This is a genomic window from Sphingomonas sp. TDK1, assembly GCF_001650735.1.
Taxonomy (GTDB): Bacteria; Pseudomonadota; Alphaproteobacteria; order Sphingomonadales; family Sphingomonadaceae; genus Sphingomonas.
In genome coordinates this window covers 277,119-298,982 of the sequence record NZ_LXVY01000044.1, presented here as the reverse complement: position 1 = coordinate 298,982, position 21,864 = coordinate 277,119, and the positions used below count along the sequence as shown (strand labels likewise).

At 65.2% G+C, this 21,864-nt stretch carries 17 protein-coding genes and 1 pseudogene; 13 read left to right on the top strand and 5 right to left on the bottom strand.

The annotated features are described in order from the left end of the window. Positions 1 to 8: 8 nt before the first annotated feature. Positions 9 to 1,115: an NAD(P)-dependent alcohol dehydrogenase gene (locus A7X12_RS21395; protein WP_064313451.1), complete on the top strand. Its 1,107-nt coding sequence runs from the start codon at positions 9 to 11 to the stop codon at positions 1,113 to 1,115. Between the two features lie 16 nt (positions 1,116 to 1,131). Here the strand turns inward: A7X12_RS21395 and A7X12_RS21390 are convergent, their stop codons facing one another. After that, on the bottom strand, positions 1,132 to 2,658 hold the full coding sequence (locus A7X12_RS21390; protein ID WP_064313450.1) for an acyl-CoA synthetase: 1,527 nt from the start codon (positions 2,656 to 2,658) through the stop codon (positions 1,132 to 1,134). Between the two features lie 177 nt (positions 2,659 to 2,835). Between A7X12_RS21390 and A7X12_RS21385 the strand changes: the two genes are divergently transcribed. The 10 genes and pseudogenes from A7X12_RS21385 to A7X12_RS21340 all read left to right on the top strand — a co-directional run bounded on the left by A7X12_RS21385 (position 2,836) and on the right by A7X12_RS21340 (position 13,865). Beyond that, positions 2,836 to 3,960 carry an acyl-CoA dehydrogenase family protein gene (locus tag A7X12_RS21385; RefSeq protein WP_064313512.1) on the top strand — a complete coding sequence of 375 codons (1,125 nt, stop codon included), beginning with the start codon at positions 2,836 to 2,838 and terminating at the stop codon, positions 3,958 to 3,960. After that, the gene (locus A7X12_RS21380) at positions 3,950 to 5,140 is read left to right on the top strand and encodes an acetyl-CoA C-acyltransferase (RefSeq protein WP_157105675.1); all 1,191 of its coding nucleotides are present in this window, start codon (positions 3,950 to 3,952) and stop codon (positions 5,138 to 5,140) included. Before A7X12_RS21385 ends, A7X12_RS21380 begins: the two co-directional genes overlap by 11 nt. Before the next feature lie 21 nt (positions 5,141 to 5,161). After that, a complete protein-coding gene (locus A7X12_RS21375) occupies positions 5,162 to 5,923 on the top strand; it encodes an SDR family NAD(P)-dependent oxidoreductase (RefSeq protein ID WP_064313449.1) in 762 nt (253 codons plus the stop codon). Next, entirely contained in the window at positions 5,920 to 7,086 is a 1,167-nt protein-coding gene (locus A7X12_RS21370; protein ID WP_064313448.1) for an acyl-CoA dehydrogenase family protein, read from the top strand. Before A7X12_RS21375 ends, A7X12_RS21370 begins: the two co-directional genes overlap by 4 nt. Then, positions 7,083 to 7,859 carry an enoyl-CoA hydratase-related protein gene (locus A7X12_RS21365; protein WP_064313509.1) on the top strand — a complete coding sequence of 259 codons (777 nt, stop codon included), beginning with the start codon at positions 7,083 to 7,085 and terminating at the stop codon, positions 7,857 to 7,859. The genes A7X12_RS21370 and A7X12_RS21365 overlap by 4 nt, the downstream gene beginning before the upstream one ends. A 2-nt stretch (positions 7,860 to 7,861) precedes the next feature. Continuing rightward, a complete protein-coding gene (locus tag A7X12_RS21360) occupies positions 7,862 to 8,932 on the top strand; it encodes a phosphotransferase (RefSeq protein WP_064313510.1) in 1,071 nt (356 codons plus the stop codon). After that, positions 8,929 to 9,711, top strand: coding sequence for an enoyl-CoA hydratase/isomerase family protein (locus tag A7X12_RS21355; RefSeq protein WP_064313447.1), 783 nt, complete (start codon positions 8,929 to 8,931; stop codon positions 9,709 to 9,711). Before A7X12_RS21360 ends, A7X12_RS21355 begins: the two co-directional genes overlap by 4 nt. 2 nt (positions 9,712 to 9,713) lie before the next feature. After that, entirely contained in the window at positions 9,714 to 10,874 is a 1,161-nt protein-coding gene (locus A7X12_RS21350; RefSeq protein ID WP_064313446.1) for an acetyl-CoA C-acetyltransferase, read from the top strand. After that, on the top strand, positions 10,874 to 11,875 hold the full coding sequence (locus A7X12_RS21345) for an NAD(P)H-dependent flavin oxidoreductase (protein ID WP_064313445.1): 1,002 nt from the start codon (positions 10,874 to 10,876) through the stop codon (positions 11,873 to 11,875). Before A7X12_RS21350 ends, A7X12_RS21345 begins: the two co-directional genes overlap by 1 nt. Positions 11,876 to 12,648: 773 nt before the next feature. After that, positions 12,649 to 13,865, top strand: a pseudogene (locus A7X12_RS21340) (tyrosine-type recombinase/integrase). Positions 13,866 to 14,058: 193 nt separating this feature from the next. Here the strand turns inward: A7X12_RS21340 and A7X12_RS21335 are convergent. From A7X12_RS21335 to A7X12_RS21325, 3 genes are read right to left on the bottom strand one after another with little or no spacing between them, the layout of a single operon-like run. Next, on the bottom strand, positions 14,059 to 14,793 hold the full coding sequence (locus A7X12_RS21335; protein ID WP_064313444.1) for a phosphocholine cytidylyltransferase family protein: 735 nt from the start codon (positions 14,791 to 14,793) through the stop codon (positions 14,059 to 14,061). Continuing rightward, entirely contained in the window at positions 14,790 to 15,887 is a 1,098-nt protein-coding gene (locus tag A7X12_RS21330; RefSeq protein WP_064313443.1) for an inositol-3-phosphate synthase, read from the bottom strand. The genes A7X12_RS21335 and A7X12_RS21330 overlap by 4 nt, the downstream gene beginning before the upstream one ends. Next, positions 15,887 to 16,741: a CDP-alcohol phosphatidyltransferase family protein gene (locus tag A7X12_RS21325; RefSeq protein ID WP_064313442.1), complete on the bottom strand. Its 855-nt coding sequence runs from the start codon at positions 16,739 to 16,741 to the stop codon at positions 15,887 to 15,889. Before A7X12_RS21325 ends, A7X12_RS21330 begins: the two co-directional genes overlap by 1 nt. 282 nt (positions 16,742 to 17,023) lie before the next feature. Between A7X12_RS21325 and A7X12_RS21320 the strand changes: the two genes are divergently transcribed. Both A7X12_RS21320 and A7X12_RS21315 read left to right on the top strand, forming a co-directional pair. Next, positions 17,024 to 18,046 (top strand): MlaA family lipoprotein, encoded by a 1,023-nt coding sequence (locus tag A7X12_RS21320; RefSeq protein WP_064313441.1) that lies wholly within the window; start codon positions 17,024 to 17,026, stop codon positions 18,044 to 18,046. Then, entirely contained in the window at positions 18,043 to 19,521 is a 1,479-nt protein-coding gene (locus tag A7X12_RS21315) for a lipopolysaccharide biosynthesis protein (RefSeq protein WP_084445867.1), read from the top strand. Before A7X12_RS21320 ends, A7X12_RS21315 begins: the two co-directional genes overlap by 4 nt. A 416-nt stretch (positions 19,522 to 19,937) precedes the next feature. Here A7X12_RS21315 and A7X12_RS21310 read toward each other — a convergent pair whose 3' ends face one another. After that, a complete protein-coding gene (locus A7X12_RS21310; protein WP_084445864.1) occupies positions 19,938 to 21,431 on the bottom strand; it encodes a serine hydrolase domain-containing protein in 1,494 nt (497 codons plus the stop codon). Positions 21,432 to 21,864: the final 433 nt, after the last annotated feature.

The following is a 21,864-nucleotide window of genomic DNA, read 5'->3' as shown; positions in this document are numbered from 1 at the left end:
AGGAAAGCATGCAGACACTCGCCGCCGTTGCCCGTGAACCCCATGGGCCCTTTTCGATCGAGACGGTGGCGGTGGAAGCGCCGCGCGCCGGCGAGGTGCTCGTGCGCATCGTCGGGGTTGGCCTGTGCCATACGGATCTGGTGTTTCGAGACCAATTCGTGCCCTATCCGCTGCCGGCGGTACTAGGCCATGAGGGCGCGGGGATCGTCGAGGCGGTGGGAGAAGGGGTGACGGACCTGGCGCCCGGCGACCGCGTGGTGCTCGGCTTTTCGAGCTGCGGCCACTGCCCGCGCTGCGACGAGGGGTTGCCCAGCTATTGCCGGGAATTCCCGCCGCTCAACTATGCGGGGATGCGGCTGGACGACGGCTCCAAGGCCTATGCGAACGGCGACGAGGCGATCGCCTCGCACTTCTTCGGCCAGTCGAGCTTTGCGGGCCATGCGGTGGTGCGCGCGCGAAACGTGGTGAAGATCGAGGACCCGGAGGCGCCGCTCGAAATCCTCGGGCCGCTCGGCTGCGGGTTTCAGACCGGGGCGGGCGGCGTGATGCGCTCGATGGCGTGCTCGGCGGGGTCGAGCATCGCGATCGTCGGCGGCGGGCCGGTTGGCCTCGCCGCGGTTATGGGTGCCGTGATCCAGGGCTGTTCGACGATCGTGCTTATCGAGCCGGTTGCCGCGCGGCGCCAGCTTGCGCTCGACTTGGGGGCGACGCAGGTGATCGATCCCGCCGCTGGCGACGTGACCGAGGCATTGCGCGCCTTGCTGCCGGACGGCGTCGACTTCGCCTTCGATACGAGCGGCCGGGTGGAGGCGATCCAGGCGGTGCTCGGCGCCCTTACGTCGCGCGGGATGCTCGGGCTGGTCGGCGTGCCGCCGCGCGCCGAGGATGCGCTGACGATCAATCTTGCCGGCATGATCACCTATGGCCAGCGGGTAGTGGGAATCATGGAAGGTGACAGCGATCCGCAGCGCTTCATTCCCGAGCTGGTCGCCGCGCATCGCGCCGGGCGTTTCCCGTTCGACCGGCTGGTGAAGACCTTCCCGCTCTCCGCGATCAACGAGGCGATCGACGCCCAGAAGCGCGGCGAGTGTGTGAAGGTGGTGCTGATCCCCTGAATCGCGAAGCCCCCCGTCAGACGGCGGGGGGCATGTAGCGCTCGCGCAGCAGCCGCTTGAACAGCTTGCCGGTGGGTTCGCGCGGCAGGGCGTCGGTGAAGTCGATCCGGCGCGGCGTCTTGACCGGGCCGAGTTCCTGCCGGGCGAAGGCGCGCAGTTCCTCGACCAGCGCGGCGTCGGCGATCGCCGAGGGGGCGGGCTGCACCACCGCCAGCACCATCTCGCCCATTTCCTCGCACGGCACCCCGATCACCGCCACGTCGGTGACGGCGGGATGCGTGACGAGCAGGTTCTCGATTTCCTGGGGGTAGATGTTCACGCCCCCCGAGATGATCATGAAGCTCTTGCGATCGGACAGGAACAGATAGCCGTCGGCATCGACATGGCCGATATCGCCCAGCGTCGCCCAGCCGCGCGCGTCATGCGCTTCCGCGGTCTTGGTGGGATCGTTGAGGTATTCGAAGACGGGGCCGTCGCTGAAGAAGATCGCGCCGGTCTCCCCTGGCGGCAACTCGCGCCCCGCCTCGTCGAGCACGTGCAGTTTGCCGAGCACCGCGCGGCCGACCGATCCCGGTTTTTCGAGCCATTCCGCGCAGGAGAGGGCGGTGATTCCGCAGCATTCGGTGCCCGAATAATATTCATGGACGATCGGCCCGACCCAGTCGATCATCGCCTGTTTGACCGGCACGGGGCAGGGCGCTGCGGCGTGGACCACCGCGCGGAGCGACGAAAGGTCGTGCGCCGATCGTATGGCCTTCGGCAGCTTCAGCATCCGTACGAAATGGGTCGGCACGAAGGTGGCGTGGGTGATCCGGTGGCGCGCGATCAGGCGCAGCGTTTCCTCCGCATCAAACCTCGCCATCACCACCACCGTGCCGCCGAGCTGCTGCACCGCCATCGCCCAGCGTAGCGGCGCGGCATGATAAAGCGGGGAGGTGGAGAGATAGATGGTGTCCTCGCCCATGCCGTACAGCGTAGTGCCCATCCGCATCAGCGGCGTCTCGGCGCCGATCGAGCCGGTGGGCAGCGCGGGCTTCACGCCTTTCGGGCGGCCCGTGGTGCCCGAGGAATAGAGCAGGTCGGTGCCGGCGCTTTCGTCGGCGATCGGAGATTGTGGGTGCAGCGATGCCGCCGCCCGCCAGTCGCCCAGCCGGTCGTCGCTGCCGGTCCAGCGATAGGCCACGAGTTCCGGCAGCTCGGCAAGCGCGGTGCGGGCGAGCTCGGCATGCTCCGGGGAGGCGAGCAGCAGCCTCGCGCCGCAATCGCGCAGGATATAGGCGATGTCGCGCGGGCTCAGCTTGTTCGAGATCGCCGTCTGGTACAGCCCGGAACGTTGTGCCGCCCAACCGAACACGAAGACTTCGGGCGCATTGGCGAATAGCGTCGCAACCACGTCGCCGCGTCGCAGCCCCAGCGCGCGCAACTGCCACGCGCTTTGGTTTGACAGCGCGTCCAGGGTGCCGAAGCTGATCGTCTCGCCGGTTTCGGCCAGCACTAGGGCGGGCCTGTGCGGATGGCGCGCGGCATGATCGGCCGGGTGCATCGTTCCTCTCCTTCACTGTTCTGCGAGCGAGGAACCACGCGCATGGTCGGGGCAGCAACGGGCGCGCAAGAAATGTCAAAATCCGCGCATCGCCCGGGCAAAGCCCAAAGGACCACCGTCCGCTATTCCGGTTCCAGCGGCAATCCGGCCAACGGATGCCGGTGGAGAGGCGATGTGATTCTCACCGAAGACCAGCGACAGATCCGCGACTCCGTCCGCGCATTCGCGCAGGAACGCATTCGCCCGGACAGCGGAAGGTTCGAGGCCGAGGGCGGCTTCCCGCCCGCATTGTTCCGCGACCTGGGGGCGATGGGCCTCATGGGCATGACCGCGCCGGCCGAGTGGGGTGGAGCGGGAGCCGATAGCGTCGCCTATGCGCTGGCGCTGATCGAGCTCGCCGCGGCCGATGGCGCGCTTTCGACCATCGTCTCGATCCAGAACTCGATCCTGGTGAACGGGCTGCTGCAGCATGGATCGGCGGCGCAGCAGGCACGCTGGCTGCCGGCGCTGATCGCGGGAGAAGCGATCGGCGCCTTCGCGCTTACCGAAAGCGAAGCGGGCTCTGATGCCGCCGCGATCCGCACCCGTGCCACCCGCGTCGATGGCGGCTGGCGGATCGACGGCGCCAAGCAGTTCATCACCTCGGGGCGGATCGCCTCGGTCGCGATCGTGATCGCGGTCACCGATCCGGCGCTAGGGCGCAGGGGCATCTCCGCCTTCCTCGTACCAACCGACACGCCTGGGTTTTCGGTCGACAAGGTCGAACACAAGCTGGGGCAGGGGGCATCGGACACCTGCGCGCTCCGGTTCGATGCCTGTGTGGTGCCGGAGGATGCGCTGTTCGGCGCCGAAGGCCGGGGCTATGCGCTGGCGCTGGCCAATCTGGAAGCCGGGCGCATCGGCATCGCCGCGCAGGCGGTGGGCATGGCGCAGGCGGCGCTCGCCATCGCGACCGGCTATGCGCGCGAGCGCCGCAGCTTCGGCAAGCCGATCCTCGAACACCAGGCGGTAGGCTTCCGTCTTGCAGATCTCGCCACCCGGCTGGAGGCGGCGCGGCAGCTGGTGCTCCACGCTGCTGCACTGAAGGATGCCGGTGCGCCGGCGCTGGAGGCGGCGTCGATGGCCAAGCTGTTCGCCTCGGAGACCGCCGAGGCGGTGGTCTCGGGCGCGCTCCAGACGCTGGGCGGCTATGGCTATCTGGAGGAATTCGGCATCGCCCGCATCTATCGCGACGTCCGCGTCTGCCAGATTTACGAGGGTACGTCGGACGTCCAGCGCATGGTGATCGCCCGTGGCCTCTGAACGCGACGCAATTGTGGTGGCGGGCCATGCCCGCACGCCGATGGGTGGGTTCCAGGGTGCCTTCGCGCCGCTCGGCGCAGTCGATCTCGGCGCGGCGGCCGTGCGCGCTGCAGTTGCCCGAGCAGGTGTTGCCGATACGGCGGTCGAGCGCATCTATATGGGCTGCGTGCTGCCGGCGGGGCTCGGTCAGGCGCCGGCGCGCCAGGCAGCGCGCAAGGCCGGCCTGTCGGACTCGGTCGAGGCGACGACGCTCAACAAAATGTGCGGATCGGGCATGCAGGCGGTGATCCTCGCTGCCGAGACGCTGGCCGCCGGCGCTGCGGACTGCATCGTCGCGGGCGGCATGGAGAGCATGACCAACGCGCCCTATCTGCTGCCCCGGCATCGCGCGGGCGCGCGGATCGGGCATGGCCGGGTGCTCGATTCGATGATGCTCGACGGGCTGGAGGATGCCTATGCCCCCGGCAAGCCGATGGGCGCCTTCGCCGAGGAGGCGGCGCGCCATTATGGCTTTGGGAGGGAAGCGCAGGATGCCTTCGCGCTCGAAAGCCTCGACCGCGCCCAGCGCGCCGTCGCGTCGGGTGCCTTTGCCGGCGAGATCGTGACCGTCCCCGTTCCGGGCCGCAAAGGGACGATCGAGGTCGCAACCGACGAACAGCCCGGCAATGCCCGGCCCGACAAGGTCCCGTTGCTGCGCCCGGCCTTTTCGCAGGACGGCACGATCACCGCCGCGAGTTCGGCGTCGATTTCCGATGGTGCGGCGGCGTTGGTGCTGACGCGCGTGGACAAAGCGGATCGGCTTGGCCTCGTGACGCAAGCCCGCATTGTCGCGACCGCGGCGCATGCCCATGCGCCCGAATGGTTCACCACCGCCCCGGTGTTCGCGGTCCGCAAGGCGCTCGATCGCGCCGGCTGGACCGCTGCCGAGGTGGACCTGTTCGAAGTGAACGAGGCGTTCGCGGTCGTCGCCATGATCGCGATGCGCGAGCTCGGCATCGATAGCGACCGTATGAATGTGAACGGTGGCGCGACGGCGCTCGGCCACCCGATCGGCGCCAGCGGCGCGCGGATCCTGGTCACCCTGATCGCCGCGCTGCGCGCCCGGGGCGGCCGGCGCGGCATCGCTTCGCTGTGCATCGGCGGCGGCGAGGCGACGGCGGTCGCGATCGAACTGATCTGATATCGAGGAGGAATCGACAGCATGGACATCAACGGCGTTCCCGCCATCGTCACCGGCGGTGCATCGGGACTTGGCGGCGGCACCGCCCGCAGGCTTGCCGCTAGCGGCGCGAAGGTCGCGATCTTCGATCTCAACGCCGATCTCGGCACGGCGTTGGCGGCGGAACTCGGCGGCCATTTCGTGCGCGTCGACGTGACCGACGCGCAGGCCGTGGCCAACGCCATCGCGGAGGCGGAGGCGGTCAACGGCAAGGCGCGCATCCTGGTCAATTGCGCCGGCATCGGCCCGCCCGCCAAGGTGATCGACCGTGATGGCAATGCCCTGCCGCTCGCGTCCTTCTCGAAGATCGTGACGGTCAATCTGGTCGGCAGCTTCAACGTGCTGTCGAAGTTCGCCGCCGCCCTGCACGCTGCGGACCCGATCGGTGAGGAGCGGGGCGTGATCATCAACACGGCCTCGGTCGCGGCCTATGACGGGCAGATCGGCCAGGCCGCCTATGCGGCCTCGAAGGGCGGCGTGGTCGGCATGACGCTGCCGATCGCGCGCGAATTCGCGCGCTACGGCATCCGAGTGATGACCATCGCGCCTGGCATCTTCTGGACGCCGCTCCTCGAAACGCTGCCGGCCGAAGCGCAGGCAAGCCTGGGCGCACAGGTGCCGTTCCCGTCGCGGCTGGGCCAGCCCGACGAATATGCCCGGCTGGTCGAGGCGATCGTGACGAACCCGATGCTCAACGGCGAGACGATCCGGATCGACGGTGCGATCCGCATGGCGCCGCGATGAACCCGCCGACGCCGCGCGCGGCCGAGATCGGCGCCCGCGTTGAAGCGTTCGTGCGCGAGCTGGTCGTGCCCTTTGAGCGCGATCGTCGCCGCGACGCCCACGGCCCCAGCGATGCGATGGTCGCCGAGCTGCGCCAGCTGGCCCGCGCGGCGGGCGTGCTGACGCCGCATATCCTCGCGGACGGCACCCATCTCACCCAGCGCGAGACCGCATACGTGCTGTGCCTGTCTGGCCTGTCGCCGCTGGGGCCGGTGGCGCTCAACACCGCCGCGCCCGACGAAGGCAATATGTACCTGCTCGGTAAGGTGGGCAGCGCCGAGCAGAAGCGCCGCTTTCTCGATCCGATGGTGCGTGGCGAGGTCCGCTCGGCTTTCTTCATGACCGAGCCGGCGGAGGAAGGCGGCGCCGGATCCGACCCGTCGATGATGCAGACCACCGCGGTGCTCCACGGCAACCATTGGGTGGTGAACGGGCGCAAGGCGTTCATCACCGGCGCGCAAGGTGCGGGGCTGGGCATCGTCATGGCCAAATCCGCCGATGGCGCCTGCATGTTCCTGGTCGACCTGCCCGATCCGGCGATCACGATCGAACGCGTGCTCGACACGATCGACAGTTCGATGCCGGGCGGCCATGCGGTGGTGCGGATCGACCATCTGCGCGTGCCCGCCGACCAGATGCTTGGGCATAGCGGCGAAGGTTTTCGCTATGCTCAGGTGCGCCTGGCGCCGGCGCGGCTGTCACACTGCATGCGCTGGCTGGGGGCGTGCATCCGCGCGCACGAGATCGCCACCGACTATGCCTGCTGCCGCCAGGCGTTCGGCAAGCTGCTTATCGACCATGAGGGCGTCGGGTTTCAGCTCGCCGACAACCTGATCGACCTCAAACAGGCCGAGCGGATGATCGACTGGTGCGCCGGCGTGCTCGATGCAGGTGAAGCCGGCGGCATCGAAAGCTCGATGACGAAGGTGGCGGTTTCCGAGGCGCTGATGCGCGTCGCGGATCGCTGCGTGCAAGTGATGGGCGGCACCGGGGTGACCGGCGACACCATCGTCGAACAGGTGTTCCGCGAGATCCGGGCTTTCCGGATCTATGACGGCCCCAGCGAAGTGCATCGCTGGAGCCTCGCCAAGCACATCAAGCGCACATGGAAGGAGCGCGCATGACCGCGTCCAGCATCACCGTCGAACGCGACGGTCCGCTTACCATTGTCACGCTCGCGCGGCCGGAGGCGCACAATGCACTCCACGCTGGGGCGCACGAGGAACTGGCGGGGGTGTTCGACGCCTTCGCCGCCGACCCCGATCAATGGGTGGCGATCATCACCGGCACCGGCGAGAAGGCGTTCTGCGCCGGCCATGACCTGAAGCAGCAGGCGGCGGGCGGCGGCCTCAAGACGCCGCGCAGCGGCTTTGCCGGGCTCACTGCGCGGTTCGGCATGACCAAGCCGGTGATCGCGGCGGTGAATGGTGTGGCGATGGGCGGCGGCTTCGAGATCGCGCTCGCCTGCGACATCGTCGTTGCACACGCCCGGGCGGTGTTCGCGCTGCCCGAGCCGCGCGTCGGGCTGGCGGCGCTTGCCGGGGGCATGCAGCGGCTGCCTCGCGCGATCGGCCTCAAGCAGGCGATGGGAATGATGCTCACCGGCCGGCGGGTCTCGGCCGAAGAGGGGATGCGGCTGGGCTTCGTCAATGCGGTGACCGAGGGCGATGTGCTGGCGCTCGCCCGGCAATGGGCCGCGGACATCCTGGCCTGCAGCCCGATGGCAGTGCGCGCTACCAAGGATGCGGTGCTGCGCGGGCTGGAGACGCCGGTAGAACGGGCGATGGCCGAGCAATGGTCCTATCCCGCGCTCGCGGCGATGCTGGCATCGCAGGATGCGGTGGAAGGCCCTGCCGCCTTCGCCGAGAAGCGTCCGCCGGCCTGGAAGGGGTGCTGACCATGGCGACCCCGCTCGATCAGGCGAGCAATGCCGGCACCACGCCGGTGCGCGAGGGGCACCGCTTCGACGAGGCCGCGCTCGCGCGCTGGATGGCTGCGGAAGTGGAGGGCTTTGCCGGGCCGCTCGTCGTCGAGCAGTTCAAGGGCGGCCAGTCTAACCCGACCTATCGGCTCTCCACGCCGAAGCGCCGCTATGTGCTGCGCCGCAAGCCGCCGGGCCCGCTGCTGAAGGGCGCGCACGACGTGCTGCGCGAGGCGCGCGTGCTCCGCGCGCTCGCGGGATCGCACGTGCCCGTCGCGGCGGTTGTCGGTGTCTGCGCCGACGAAGCGGTGATCGGCTCGCCCTTCTATGTGATGGACCTCGTGGAGGGCCGCATCTTTTGGGACGCGACCTTCTCCGATGTGCCGGTTATGGAGCGCTCCGCCTATTTCCATGCGATGAACGCGACCATCGCCACGCTGCACCAGCTCGATCCGGCGGTGATCGGGCTGGCCGATTACGGCAAGCCGGGCAATTACTTCGCACGCCAGATCGGCCGCTGGACCCGGCAATATCTCGACGACATCGACGCCGGCCGCGATGCGGACATGGACGCGCTCGTTGCGTGGCTGCCCGCGCACATCCCCGAAGGTGACGAGACCCGGCTGGTGCATGGGGATTTCCGTTGCGACAATCTGATCTTCCATCCCAGCGAGCCGCGGATCGTCGCGGTGCTCGACTGGGAGTTGTCGACACTCGGCCATCCGCTCGCCGATTTCGCCTATCACGCGCTGATGTACCGGATGCCGCCGGATATCGTCGCGGGGCTGGGCGGGGCGGACATCGCTGTGCTGGGGATCCCGGACGAGCAGGCCTATGTCGCCGCCTATTGCGCGCGCACAGGCCGCGCCGGGCTGCCCGACTATGACTTCTACGTCGCGTTCAATTTCTTCCGGCTGGCCGCGATCTTCCACGGGATCAAGGGACGGGTGATCCGCGGCACGGCGGCCTCTGCCCATGCCCGCGAACGTGCTGCCAGCTTTCCCCGGCTCGCGCGCCTCGCGCGCGCCGCGATGGAGGCGTGCCAATGAGCCCGATCCTGCTCGAACGCGATGGTCCGGTGGCGCAGATCCGGCTCCATCGGCCCGAGGCGGGCAACGCAATCAACCTCGCGCTTGCCGAGGCGCTGGCTGAGGCTGCGGTCGAGGTGGCGGCCGATGCGACGATACGCTGCGTGGTGCTGACCGGTACCGGCCGCATCTTTTGCGCCGGGGGCGACGTCGCGGCGATGGCAACCGCGGGGGCCGAGGCGCCACGCCTGCTGCGCGGGCTGATCGATCCGCTCAACCGCGCGATCCTGACGCTGATGACGATGCCCAAGCCGCTGCTGGGAGTGGTCAACGGCGCGGCGGCGGGCGCCGGGCTCAGTCTCGCGTTGATCGGCGATGTCGTAATCGCCGCGCACTCGGCCCATTTCACCGCTGCCTATACCGGTGTGGGCCTAACCCCCGATGGCGGCATGAGCTGGTTCCTGCCGCGCCTGATCGGCCTGCGCCGCGCCCAGGCGATGATCCTCACCAACCAGCGGCTCGATGCCGAGGCAGCGGAGCGATCGGGCCTCGTCACTGCCACCGTCGACGATGCAGCGCTGGCGGAGGAGGCGGCGGCTTGCGTCGCCCGGCTGGTCGCCGCGCCCGCGGGAGCACTGGGTGCAGCGCGCGGACTGTTGCTGGACGGCGGAGCGGCATTGCTGCGCGACCATCTCGAAAGCGAGGCCGCCACCATCGAACGCAGCGGCGCACAGGCGGAGGCCCAGGAGGGGTTCGCCGCCTTCGCCGCCCGCCGCAAACCGAATTTCCAGGGAGTCTGAGCATGGCCGAAGCCTATATCGTCGAAGCCGTTCGCACCGCCGGCGGCCGCCGCAACGGTCGCCTCGCCGGGGTGCACCCCGCCGATCTCGCCGCCACCGTGCTTAATGCGCTGATCGATCGCAGCGGGATCGATCCGGCGGCGGTGGACGACGTGATCCTCGGCTGCGTCACCCAGGCGGGCGAGCAGGCATTTGCCTTTGCCCGCAACGCGGTGCTCGCCTCGAAGCTGCCGGCCAGCGTGCCGGCGGTGACGATCGACCGGCAATGCGGCTCGTCGCAACAGGCGGTCCACTTCGCGGCGCAGGCGGTGATGTCCGGCACGCAGGACGTGGTGATCGCGGCGGGCGCCGAAAGCATGACGCGAGTGCCGATGTTCTCCAACCTGTCGTTCCACCAGCGCGAGGGGATCGGCATCGGCCCGGTCAGCCCCAGCATCGCCGCGCGCTTCGGCGTGCGCGAGTTCAGCCAGTTTCAGGGCGCGGAAGCGATCGCGCGCAAGCATGGCTTCGATCGCGAGACGCTCGATCGCTATGCGCTCGAAAGCCACCGCCGCGCCGCCGCCGCCACCGATGGCGGCGCCTTTGCCGACGAGATCGTGCCGGTGCCGGTCGACGGCGGCCTGCATGTTCGAGACGAGGGCATTCGCTACGATGCGACGCTGGAAGGCATAGGTGGCGTGAAGCTGTTGCAGGAAGGCGGCGTCATCTCCGCTGCCAATGCGAGCCAGATCTGCGATGGGGCGAGCGGCGTGCTGGTAGTGAGCGAACGCGCGCTGAAGGCGCACGGGCTGACGCCGATCGCGCGGATCGTCGACATGACCGTTACCGCCGGCGATCCGGTGATCATGCTCGAAGAGCCGTTGTTTGCCACCGATCGTGCACTCGCCAAGGCGGGGCTGTCGATCGACGATATCGACCTATACGAAGTCAACGAAGCGTTCGCGCCGGTGCCGCTCGCCTGGCTGGGCCATGTCGACGGCGATCCCGCGCGGCTGAATGTTAACGGGGGGGCGATCGCACTCGGCCATCCGCTCGGCGCCAGCGGCACCAAGCTGATGGCGACGCTGATCCACGCGCTGCGCGCGCGCGGTAAGCGCTATGGCCTGCAGACTATGTGCGAAGGCGGTGGCATCGCCAACGTCACCATCGTCGAGGCGCTGTGATGGCCCTCCGCACGCGAATTACCGAGCTGCTCGGCATCGAGCACCCGATCGTGCAGGGCGGCATGATGTGGGTGGGGCGGGCGGAGCTTGCCGCTGCCGTGTCGAACGCCGGCGGCTTGGGGATGCTCACCGCGCTGACCCAGCCGACACCCGATGACCTTCGTCGCGAGATCGATCGTTGCCGCGCGATGACCGATCGGCCGTTCGGGGTGAACTTGACGATCCTGCCCGCGGTCTCGCCGCCGCCCTATGCCGAGTATCGGCAGGCGATCATCGACAGCGGCGTCACCATCGTCGAGACCGCCGGCCATCGCCCGCAGGAACATGTCGAAGCGTTCAAGGCGCGCGGCATCACCGTGATCCACAAATGCACCGCCGTCCGCCATGCCCTTTCGGCCGAGCGGATGGGTGTGGACGCGATCTCGATCGACGGGTTCGAATGCGCCGGCCATCCCGGCGAAGACGATGTGCCTGGTCTGGTCCTGATCCCGGCCGCTGCCGATCGGGTGCGGGTGCCGATGCTTGCGAGCGGCGGCTTTGCCGATGGGCGCGGGCTGGTCGCAGCGCTGGCGCTGGGAGCGGAGGGCATCAATATGGGCACGCGCTTCTGCGCGACCGTGGAAGCGCCGATCCACGATGCGGTCAAGCGCTTCCTTGTCGACAATGACGAGCGCGCGACCAACCTTATCTTCCGCCGTTTCGGCAATACTGGACGGGTGGCGAAGAACAGCGTGTCGGATGCGGTGGTCGCGCGTTCTGGCGCGCCGGACACGGTGTTCGAAGATATCCGCCCGCTGGTTTCCGGCGCGCGGGGACGGACAGCGCTGGAAACAGGCGATCTCGATGCCGGACTCATCTGGGCGGGGCAGGTCCAGGGGCTGATCCATGACGTGCCGACCTGCCGCGACCTGATCAGTCGGATTGTCACCGAGGCGGAAGCCCTGATCGCTGGCCGGCTGGCCGCATGTGCAACCGTGGAACATGGGGTGGAAATCACATGATCCGCCAGTTCACCGTTATCGGCCGCGACGGAGCGCCATGCGCGCTCCCTCTCAGGTACCAGCACCTCATCCTCCCCAAGCAACTCGCCAGGGATGACGGCCAATCGGTAGGCACCCTCCACCCCAACTGCGCTATCAAAAGGCCGAGCGAGCACGGCGAACCGATCGGCGGGGGCCGGCGCGTCGCGAGCATGGTCGATGACCGCGCGAACGACGCCGCGAAAATCCGCCCAGCTTTCCGAACGCCGAATCCACGTCCTCGACATGGCCGACCATCCAGGACGGTGTACTATGTTCCCGATAGACGAGAGCCTGGATGATGAGCTCGCCACCTCCCTCGTGCTCACCGCGATCGGGTTCGGTGGTTTGGACGACGGACAGTTTCCAGGATTCCCTTAATCAGAATGCGTTAGTGTTTTCTCGGCGGTGGTCATTTCGGTCTGAAAAAGCGTTAGCGAATCACTTTTGCAAAGTACCAAATGGTTTCGGGCGAGGGTTTGTGTCCGGGTTTCGGACCAGATTTTTTGGTGGGCCACGAAGGGGCCACGGATCGCAGGCTCCGCTAGAACCCACGCTTTTCTGCGGGCTACAGCGCCAGATGTGAGTCCTGTAAGCGCACCAGTACATATTGAGAACATTGTAGAAAACCGCGGAAAACTGCGGTAAAATGTCTCCTGCGGGTCCCGTGGTTTCCCATTTTGTTCCACCGTGGCCCACCCAAAGTGGGCCACGAATCGGTGGGCCACGGAGATCGCAGGAAGGCGTGGCCCACCATGCTTACGAACGTCGAGATTCGCGCCCTGAAGCCTACGGCACGTCCGTTCCAGGTTCCGGACGGCGAGGGCTTGTATCTTCTCGTGCAGCCTTCCGGGGCACTGTCGTGGCGGTTTCGCTACAAGGTGTATGGTATCGAGCGGAAGCTGTCGCTTGGTAGCTTCCCCAAGGTTACCCTCCAGCAGGCGCGCCAAAAGCGAGACGAGGCGCGCGCCGAGCTCGCTGACGGCTTCGATCCGGTCGAGCAGAAGCGACAGAAGCAGCTTGAGGCGGAACTGGCAGCGAAGACCACCTTCGAGCTGGTCGCCAATGAATATATCGAGAAAATGGAGCGGGAGGGAAAATCGGCGGCGACCCTCAAGAAGGCGCGCTGGTTTCTCGAACTGCTGGGCGGGATCGCCCGCCGGCCCATCGCGGCCATTACGCCGCACGAGTTGCTGGATGTCCTAAAGCGCGTTGAACGTCGCGGGCATCATGAAACGGCGGTGCGGCTGCGCTCCTTCGCAGGTCGCGTGTTTCGCTATGGCTTCGCGACCCTGCGTACGGAGAAGAACCCGGCAGACATTCTCCGGGGTGCGCTCACCGTTCCACGCGTGAAACATCACGCGGCGATCGTTCAGCCGAAGAAGGTCGGGGAACTGCTTCGCGCGATCGAAGACTATCAGGGGCGCCCCGAAACGCTCTACGCGCTGCGGATCGCACCGCACGTGTGCCTACGGCCGGGTGAGCTCCGGCAGGCGAAATGGAGCGAGATCGACTTCGCCGAGAAGGTGTGACGCGTGCCTGCGGAGCGTATGAAGAGGAAGCAGCCGCACGCTGTGCCGCTATCCCGGCAGGTGCTGTATCTGCTTCAGGATCTGCGGTCGCTTGCCCGCTCAAGCGAATTCCTGTTTCCCGCGCTGCATACGACGTTGCGTCCGATCTCCGACAACACGCTGAATGTCGCACTTCGGCGCCTGGGCTTCGAGCATGACGAAATGACCAGCCACGGCTTCCGCGCCATGGCGAGCACGCTGCTCAATGAATCCGGCCTTTGGCACCCCGATGCGATCGAGCGTGCATTGGCGAACGGCGAAAGGGATCGTGTCCGGGCAGCGTACCACCGGGGGCTCATTGGGATGAGCGGGTCCGCATGGCGCAGTGGTGTTCTGACTACCTCGATCAGCTTCGCGTCGGCGGTGCGGTGATCAAAGCCGAGTTTCGCAAACGCGGATAGACGGAAGTTTGCGGTGACCTGGCCGGTTTGGAATGGCCCTTCGATCAGGCTGCTTGCAATACGCTTGGCCGATTTCTGGTCGCGACTAACTCAAGACGTTCCCGACCAGCGCGCGACGTCCTCCTTGTCCTCCAATCTCGCGACTAAGTGTTGATTTCGCACTCCACCACCCCCCCCTCATTATCCGGTGCTATCAGCGCCGATGTTGAGCGTCGCCCTCGCGATGACGGCTTGATGTGAGCCATGTTTCCGCAATGCGCCACGCCCGCTCATCGTCAACATCGATCCATTCAAGATCGCTGCAATCTTTGATGCCGGCGGCCCCGTCGGATGCCAGACGCCGCATCCCTTCGGTGAGAGATGGCTTTTCCAGTCCGCGAAGTGCATCGAAGAGGCCCTTGCCGACGGTGAAGACGCCTGTGTCGAAGCAATCGTAGAGGGCCAGGCCCTTGCCGATGCCGACCAAGCGATCGCCCTCCGTCTGAACGCATGTCACATCGTCAAGATCGACCCAATCGTTATCGAGCCGACGATCGATCCCGAGCGACGCACCGCCGCCCGTCGCGGTATCCGCCATGCGCCGGTAGAATTGCGGTTCGACCAGGTGATCGCACATCGCAAGGATCGCCTCCGCACCGTTCAGCAGGGGCTCCGCTGCGAGCAACGACGACCCGTTGGGATGCCGGTTGTCTTCTACCCGTACGGTCTCGACACGGATCGGCCAGTCGTTCGCCGCGACATAGGCTTCGATCGTCTCGGCCTCATAGCCGACGACCACGATCGTGTGCGCAAGCCCCGCCTGCGCCATGCCGAAGACGGCGTGGGCAAGCAGGGTCTGCCCGTCAACGAGGCAAAGGGGCTTGAGCGGCGCGACAGCGCGAAGGCGCGAGCCTTCGCCTGCCGCGAGAACAATGCCGGTGTCGATCATTCCGCCGCAACGGCAATGAACTCGTCGACTGCGCGCGCTGCCAGATCATCGGTCATCTGGAAACGCGGGTGCTTGCAGAAATAGGCCGATGCCGCATCGATCGGCCCCGCCAGGCCGCGATCCTTGGCCAGCTTGGCGCACCGGATCATATCGATGGCGACGCCGGCACTGTTGGGGCTGTCCTCGACGGAAAGGCGCAGCTCGAGGTTCATCGGCACGCCGCCGAACATCGTGCCTTCCATCCGCAGGAAGCAAACCTTGTTGTCATTCTGCCACGGCACATAGTCGGACGGGCCGATATGAACATTCTCGTCTTCCAAACGCTCCGCCGCGACCGACTGCACCGCCTCGGTCTTCGAGATCTTCTTGGAGGCTAGACGGCGGTGATTCGACATGTTCAGGAAGTCGGTGTTGCCGCCGGTGTTGAGCTGATAGGTCCGCTCCAGCTTGACGCCCCGCTTGGCGAACAGATCCGTCAGCACGCGATGCACGATGGTGGCACCGAGCTGCGCCTTGATGTCGTCGCCGATGATCGGCACGCCAGCCTTGGTGAAGCGTTCCGCCCATACGGGGTCACTGGCGATGAACACCGGGATGTTGTTGACGAAGGCCACACCCGCCTCGAGCGCGCATTCGGCGTAGAACTCGCTGGCAGCCTGCGAGCCAACCGGCAGATAGTTCATCAGCACATCGGTCTTGGTCTCGCGCAAGGCGGCAACCACTTCCGCCTTGGTTGCTTCGCGCTCGCTAGAGAGCAGGAAGGTCCGATGATCGTCATAGTCCGCCATATGCTCGGCGACGCCGTCGAGAACGTGCCCCATCTGCACCTTCGTCCCGGTATGCGGCACGGTTTCGCAGAAAATCGCGGTGCAATTGGGCTTGGCGAAAATCGCTTCCGATACGTCCTTGCCGACTTTCCGTTGATCAACGTCCCAAGCCGCGACGACACGGATATCATTCGGCTTATAGCCGCCCAAGTCCCAATGCATGAGCCCGACGGTCTCATTTGCGCCCTCGCGATAGTAGGAAAGCCCCTGCACGAGAGAGCTGGCGCAGTTTCCCACACCAACGACGGCGATATTGATGGCCGACATTACTTATTTATTCCTTTGATTTTTGAAGAGCGATCCATCGATACTGTTCCGAGGCGATTTTCGACCATGCGATGCTGGAATAGTCCGAAGACGAGGATGATGTTCAGTGGAACGAGTTCGAACCACCAAAACAGGCGTGGGTTGCCGACAAGGCAGGCAAGGAAAATCGCATAGACCCGAACATTGGCGGACAGCAGGCTCATCAGCCGCATGGGCTTGGCGGCCAGGGCTCCATAGGTCGCCGCAAGGTCTGCGGGAGCACGGTGATGCTGCAGTACGTCGTCGAATCGTGCGGCGACACGATCCAGCATGCCCCAGCCAAAATCATACAGGCGAATGAGCGGATTGCGGCTCGGCGCAGGAAGCGCGATCATCGCCACCGCCTTGCAACGACGGTGAAAGCGGGTCCGTTCGCTCTCGTACAGGTTTGACTGTACCATGTGGGCAACGCCGGCGGCGACCGCCAATGCCCAGCCTTCCAACGTGCCGATCGACAGGGCCAGCGAAACATAGATCAGGATGAAAACGCCATGGTCACACAACCCGTCCAGCACGCGCCCTAGCGGACTCGCGGTGCCGGTTGCGCGCGCGATCATCCCGTCCAGGCCATCGGCGACGAGCCAGCCGACGGACAGCAGCAAGCCGGCAAGGGCGAACGGCCAGATTTTCCACTGCGCGTAGGCGAGCGCCGCCACCATGCCCAGGGCGAGCCCGCCCAGGGAAACGGCATTGGCAGAGATCCCGCGCGCGAGGAACCAGGGCAGCAGGCGGCGCGCTGCTGGATGGATAATCCACAGGTTTGTCGGATCTTCTATCCGACGGTCTCGTGACAGGTCGGTGATGGCAAGTGTCATTGAAGCGTAATCTAGGGGTTAGGGTGCCCCTTCAGCAAGCGATTTGCAGCGGCCCGTCACCGACGCTCAGGCAGGCTCCCAAAGGCGGTTGCGGCGGTGGTCTGTATCCGGTGCCCGCCGGTCCACGGATTGGCGGTGACTTTCGTTGGAGTTTGCTGATAAGGAACGATTTGCGCCTGCCAAACCCGCCCTTTCGACATCTCCGGACGGTCGGAATGTCGGCGACAGTCGACCCATATCCGTGCCGAATGCAGCGAGACACACTGCCATGAATGTCCAATAATGGGTGTTTCTACTCTGATGGCGGCGCTGCTTGTGGCCAGCGGCCCCGCAGAGGCGGGCGCGGCAGGCACGCCGGACGAACTAATCGCGGTGCCGGTCCTTTCCGTTGTATTGCCCGCTGTGGATGCCCAGTCCACCGAGTCGGCGCAAACCACGGTTGCGCCGAGTCAGACCGCGCCTCAGGCCTCCAGCGCTGCACCCGAGCCGGGGCAAGCCACGGTTGCGCCGAGTCAGGCCTCGTCGCAAGCCGACGGCACCGCACCCGAGCAAGCCCCACAGGCGAATCCGGAAGATGTCGAAATCGTCGTCAGCGCGAGACCGCGTCCGCCCCGCGAGGATCCTCTTCAGGAAGTGAACCTGAAGACCTATGCCGTCGTGCAGGCGGCCGACAAGCTGGTCGTCGCACCCGCGGCCAAGACCTATTCCAAAATAGTACCGTCCTTCATCCGCGCCGGATTGCGGCACTTTTTCAATAATTTGAACGAGCCGGTCGTTTTCTTAAACTATCTCCTGCAGCACAAGATCGGGAAAGCATTCGAGACGGTTGGGCGCTTTGGAGTCAATTCCACGCTCGGCATTGCCGGCGTGGTCGACGTGGCAAAGAAGAAGCCCTTCAAGCTCCCCAAAAGACGCAACAGCTTTGCCAACACGATGGGCTTCTATGGCATCAAGCCGGGGCCCTTTCTTTTCCTTCCGCTCATCGGACCGACGACGGTGCGTGATCTCGTCGGCCTTTCGGTAGACAAGCTTTTACTACCCTCGACCGTCGGGAAGCCCTTCAACCGCGTCTGGTATACGTTGCCCGCCACCATCATCGGAACCTTGGACGACCGGGTTGAATTCGCCGATAAGTTGCAGAAGTTCCGCGATTCGTCGGATCCATATGCGGCCTCGCGCGCATCCTATCTCCAGTCCAGGCAGGCGGAAATCGACGCGTTGCATGTTCACGGCCATCGCAAGCGCAGGCCGGAGGTGCAGCCGGACGCGCCTGCAACGCCGCCTCCCCCGAATGGCACCAAATGACCGTTGACGGGTGGTCGGCTGAGGCACCGGACGCGCAGAGTTCTGAGGGAAATCGACGGCTCCATCGCGGAGCACTGGCGGTGGGTGGCGGGTTCGCGATCAAGTTCGGGGCCCGCATTTCGTTCTTGTTGGTCGCGGCCGTCCTATATGGCGCCACGCTTTACGGTGCGTACAGCGTCGCGCTCGCCATCGTCGAGGTTTCCATTACCATCGGCGGGGCGGGCATGAAGACCATGCTTTTCCAGATCCTGGAAAATACGGAACATTCGACGTCGCCGGGTGACCGTCTGCTCGAAACGGGCCTGATCGTCGTCGGCGTCAGCGCGCTGGTAACGACGCTGATCGTTTCATGCATATTGCTCTTGCCAGGGCTGGGACTGGTTGGCTGGACCCTGTTGTGGATGGCGCCGCTCATCACTGGGCAAGCGTTGCTGGATCTCCTGCTCGCCGCCACACGCTGGCAGGGTCTTGTTCGCTACGAGGTGCTCTGCAGAAGCATCATCGAACCCTATGTGGCGGTTCTGATATCCGTGGTCGCCTTCTGGTTTGGCGCCCCGCAATTCGGCCTCGTGATAGGCTACGCCGCGGGGACGCTTGCGGCAATTGTCGTTGCCCTGTCAGCAGTGCTGCGGAGCTTTAACATGCGAGGCGTGACCATAAGGCCCTCTGATTTTCAGCAGCTGTTCAGCACGATGCGCCACAACAGCTGGGTGACAGGGACGGACTGCGTCACCGCGCTTGCAGAACGCGCAGACCTGTACATCGTCGGTTTGATGTTGGGCGATGCTCCGGCAGGCGTTTATGGTGTGGCACGGCAGGTCTGCACACCGCTTCGGCAGGTGCGGCAGTCCTTCGATGCGCTGTTGACACCCATCGTTGCGCGGGAGTTGAGACTTTCCGGACTCGGCCCGGCGAGGCGTACCATCGCTGGCGTGAGCAGGAAGATATTGGATCTGCAGTTGCCGACCTTTCTGCTGATCGCCGGCATGGGAGCGGCGATACTCCGTCTGCTGGGCGGCTATTATCCTGCCGCCTATGCTCCAATGCTGATCCTGTGCCTTGCCGAGATTCTGCAGGCCAGCTTTGGCATTGCCGATCTGCTGTTTGCGTATCGCGCACCGGGGCACGGGCTTTTAGTAACGGTAGCAGGCGCAGTAATCGGCATAGTGGCTTCCTTTCTCCTGGCAAGTTTCGGGATGGTCGGAATCGCCTCGGGGCTGTTGTTGGGATACATCGCCAGGGCCTTGATCCGGCGGAGGATGATACATTTACTCTTTGCCGTTTCCTCCCCGCTACGACCGCTGATCCCGACAGCCATCGCCTTCGCTGCTGGCGGAGCAGTGGTGCTAATAGCGGTCGAAATCTCCTATCTAACGTCGTTAGTGCCTGCTATTTTCTTTACGGCTGTGGCGGTAGCCATTTTCTTTACGACGCGAAATTTCGTGGAACGTGGATTTCATCTTCGGATGGTCTGACGAGTGGATGAACGTATCTTTTCCTATCTTGGGAGCCGGTGAGGGGTGGTTGCAACTATGCGCCAGCCAAATTTCCTATCACGTACCCGTCGACCTTGTGACCGGCGTTCTGGCGTGGACGGCGCCCGACGAACGTAGCTGCGCGATACGCGGTCGTAGTGCGTTCATGTGTTAGCGGCTCCCGTAGCGTTGGAGCTTTCCCTCGCTTCCTGTCTTTCGATGAGTGACCGCGGAGGCTCTAGGCGTCGACTCCTGGCAAAACCTGCCGTTCGCCACGTAATGCAGTAATGGCGGATTTGTCCCAAATAGCGCCGGTCGATGTTTCCGGCAGCAGTCGACCACCCTAAGCCATTCCGATGTGAAAGCCGGAATGTCGCCTCACGCCGGAACCGGCCATTCGTTCTGCCATATTCTCTCTATCTCATCCGTTTCGCCGGATAAGTGTTTTCACCGCGAAGCAGAGCAAATCCGGTGATTGCACCGTCGTTGCCGCGTTCGAAGCGGATCGACATGTCCTGTGCGGTCATGAAGAACGACGCCTTCGATTCCGCGAACATCTCCATGCGTTTGGCCCCGAACAACTGGCTTTGAAAATACAGGCGGTCTCCTTCGGCGATGACGTGCGCGGGCAGGTCCAGCAGTTGATAGTCGCCCGCAACCTGCATGTTGACCGCCGCGTCACCGGGAAGCGCGGCTTTCTCGACCACCTTGAAATCGGGCCAGCCATATTCGGCGGCAATGCTGGACAGGATTTCCGCGATCAGCGCCGCGCCGGTATCGCTGTTGGTCATAACGATCGCGCCCTGGCCCGCGCGGGTGTACCCATATAGCTGGGATCGGAAGCCCATGGTGCCGCCGCTATGGCTGAAGCTCGTCCGGTCGCCCAGCGTCTCGACGAAGAAGCCAAGCCCATATTCGCCCAGGCCGCGCGTCAGCATGGTGGTCGTCATCGCGCGCGACAATACAGCGTCGGACTTCCCCGCTTCCGCCTTCTGCACCTCGAGCACCACACGCGCCAGATCACTGGGCGTGGTCCACAGGCCTGCCGCGGCGGATTCAGGATAGTTGTGCCATCGGCCCGCGATGGCCGTGCCGGCGCCGACATAAGCAGTGGCGGCCAGGTCGCGCCGGGTGTCAGGCAACGGCACGGCGAAACTGCTTTCGGACATTCCCATCCGATCCAGCACCGCCGCCTGCATGTATCGGTCAAAGGGCTGGCCGCTGGCTTCGCTCATCATGACCTGAACGACGGTGTAACCGCCTCCCGAGTAGCGCCAGGCGCTTCCCGGAACCAGATCGACACGGACCGGATCGGAGTTGGCGGGTGGAACGCCGTCCAGCACTTGCACCAGCGTCGGAAGCGCCTGCCCCTGCGCGTAGCCCATGAAGCCGTGGACGGTGAGGCCGGCGCTGTGATTGAGCAACATGCGTAGGGTAATCGCCTTTTGGCGGGCAAGATCGTTCTGCGGGATCTTCCACGCGATAAGCTGGCGGTTGGCCTCTTCGTCCAGCGACAATTTACCCTGCTCGACAAGGCGCAAAGCCCCGATGGCAGTGATTGCCTTGCTGATCGAGCCGGCCTGGAACAAGGTTTTTGTTGTCGCCGGCCGCTGACTGGCAATGTCGGCCATGCCATAGGCGCGCGCCCATTCGATGCGACCATTGTTGATCAAGGCGATGCTGACAGCGGGCACCTGATAAAATGCCATGCGCTCGGCCAGCGCCATCTTCTGATCCGGTGCGCCTTTGATTACCACGGGCGCCGAAAGCCCCTGTTCCACCCGGCCGATTCTGGCTTGGACCGCCGAGGGTGGCACTTCGTCGGAAGCAGATGGATGGCTTTCCTGCGCGGTTGCGCACGGGCTCCACAGCAGGAGCGCTGCGCAGGTCAACAACGAAGACGTTTTCATGCAGGATTTGCCATCGCAAGGGAGAGGCCGGGCGAGATGCGTGGCGCAATAGCTATCTGACCGCTGCGTACGCACACCGCTTCGTTGCATCGCCTGCATGCATTGTCAAAGCAGCCCTGGAGCATTCACAGTGGGTGTGCGCCTGCGTTTCGCGAACATCTTGAAATGAGAGGTGTGGTCCCGGGACCCGGCGACAATTCCGACAGCAGGCGACCACCATGTGCCGCCCCCAGCCTCCGTTACAACGACAGCTCCTGAGAATAGCTGCCATTGCCATTCCTTCCATTTGTTCGGCAGCAGCGCGCCTCAATCTCGATCGTTCGAGGTGTTGTCGCGCCGTCCCGATAGACGTCGTTGCTCATACGCTGCTTGCGGCTTTCAAGCTGGCACTTCTGCCGAGCGGCGCCCAACGTTGCTGGTGAGGAAGCGTTGA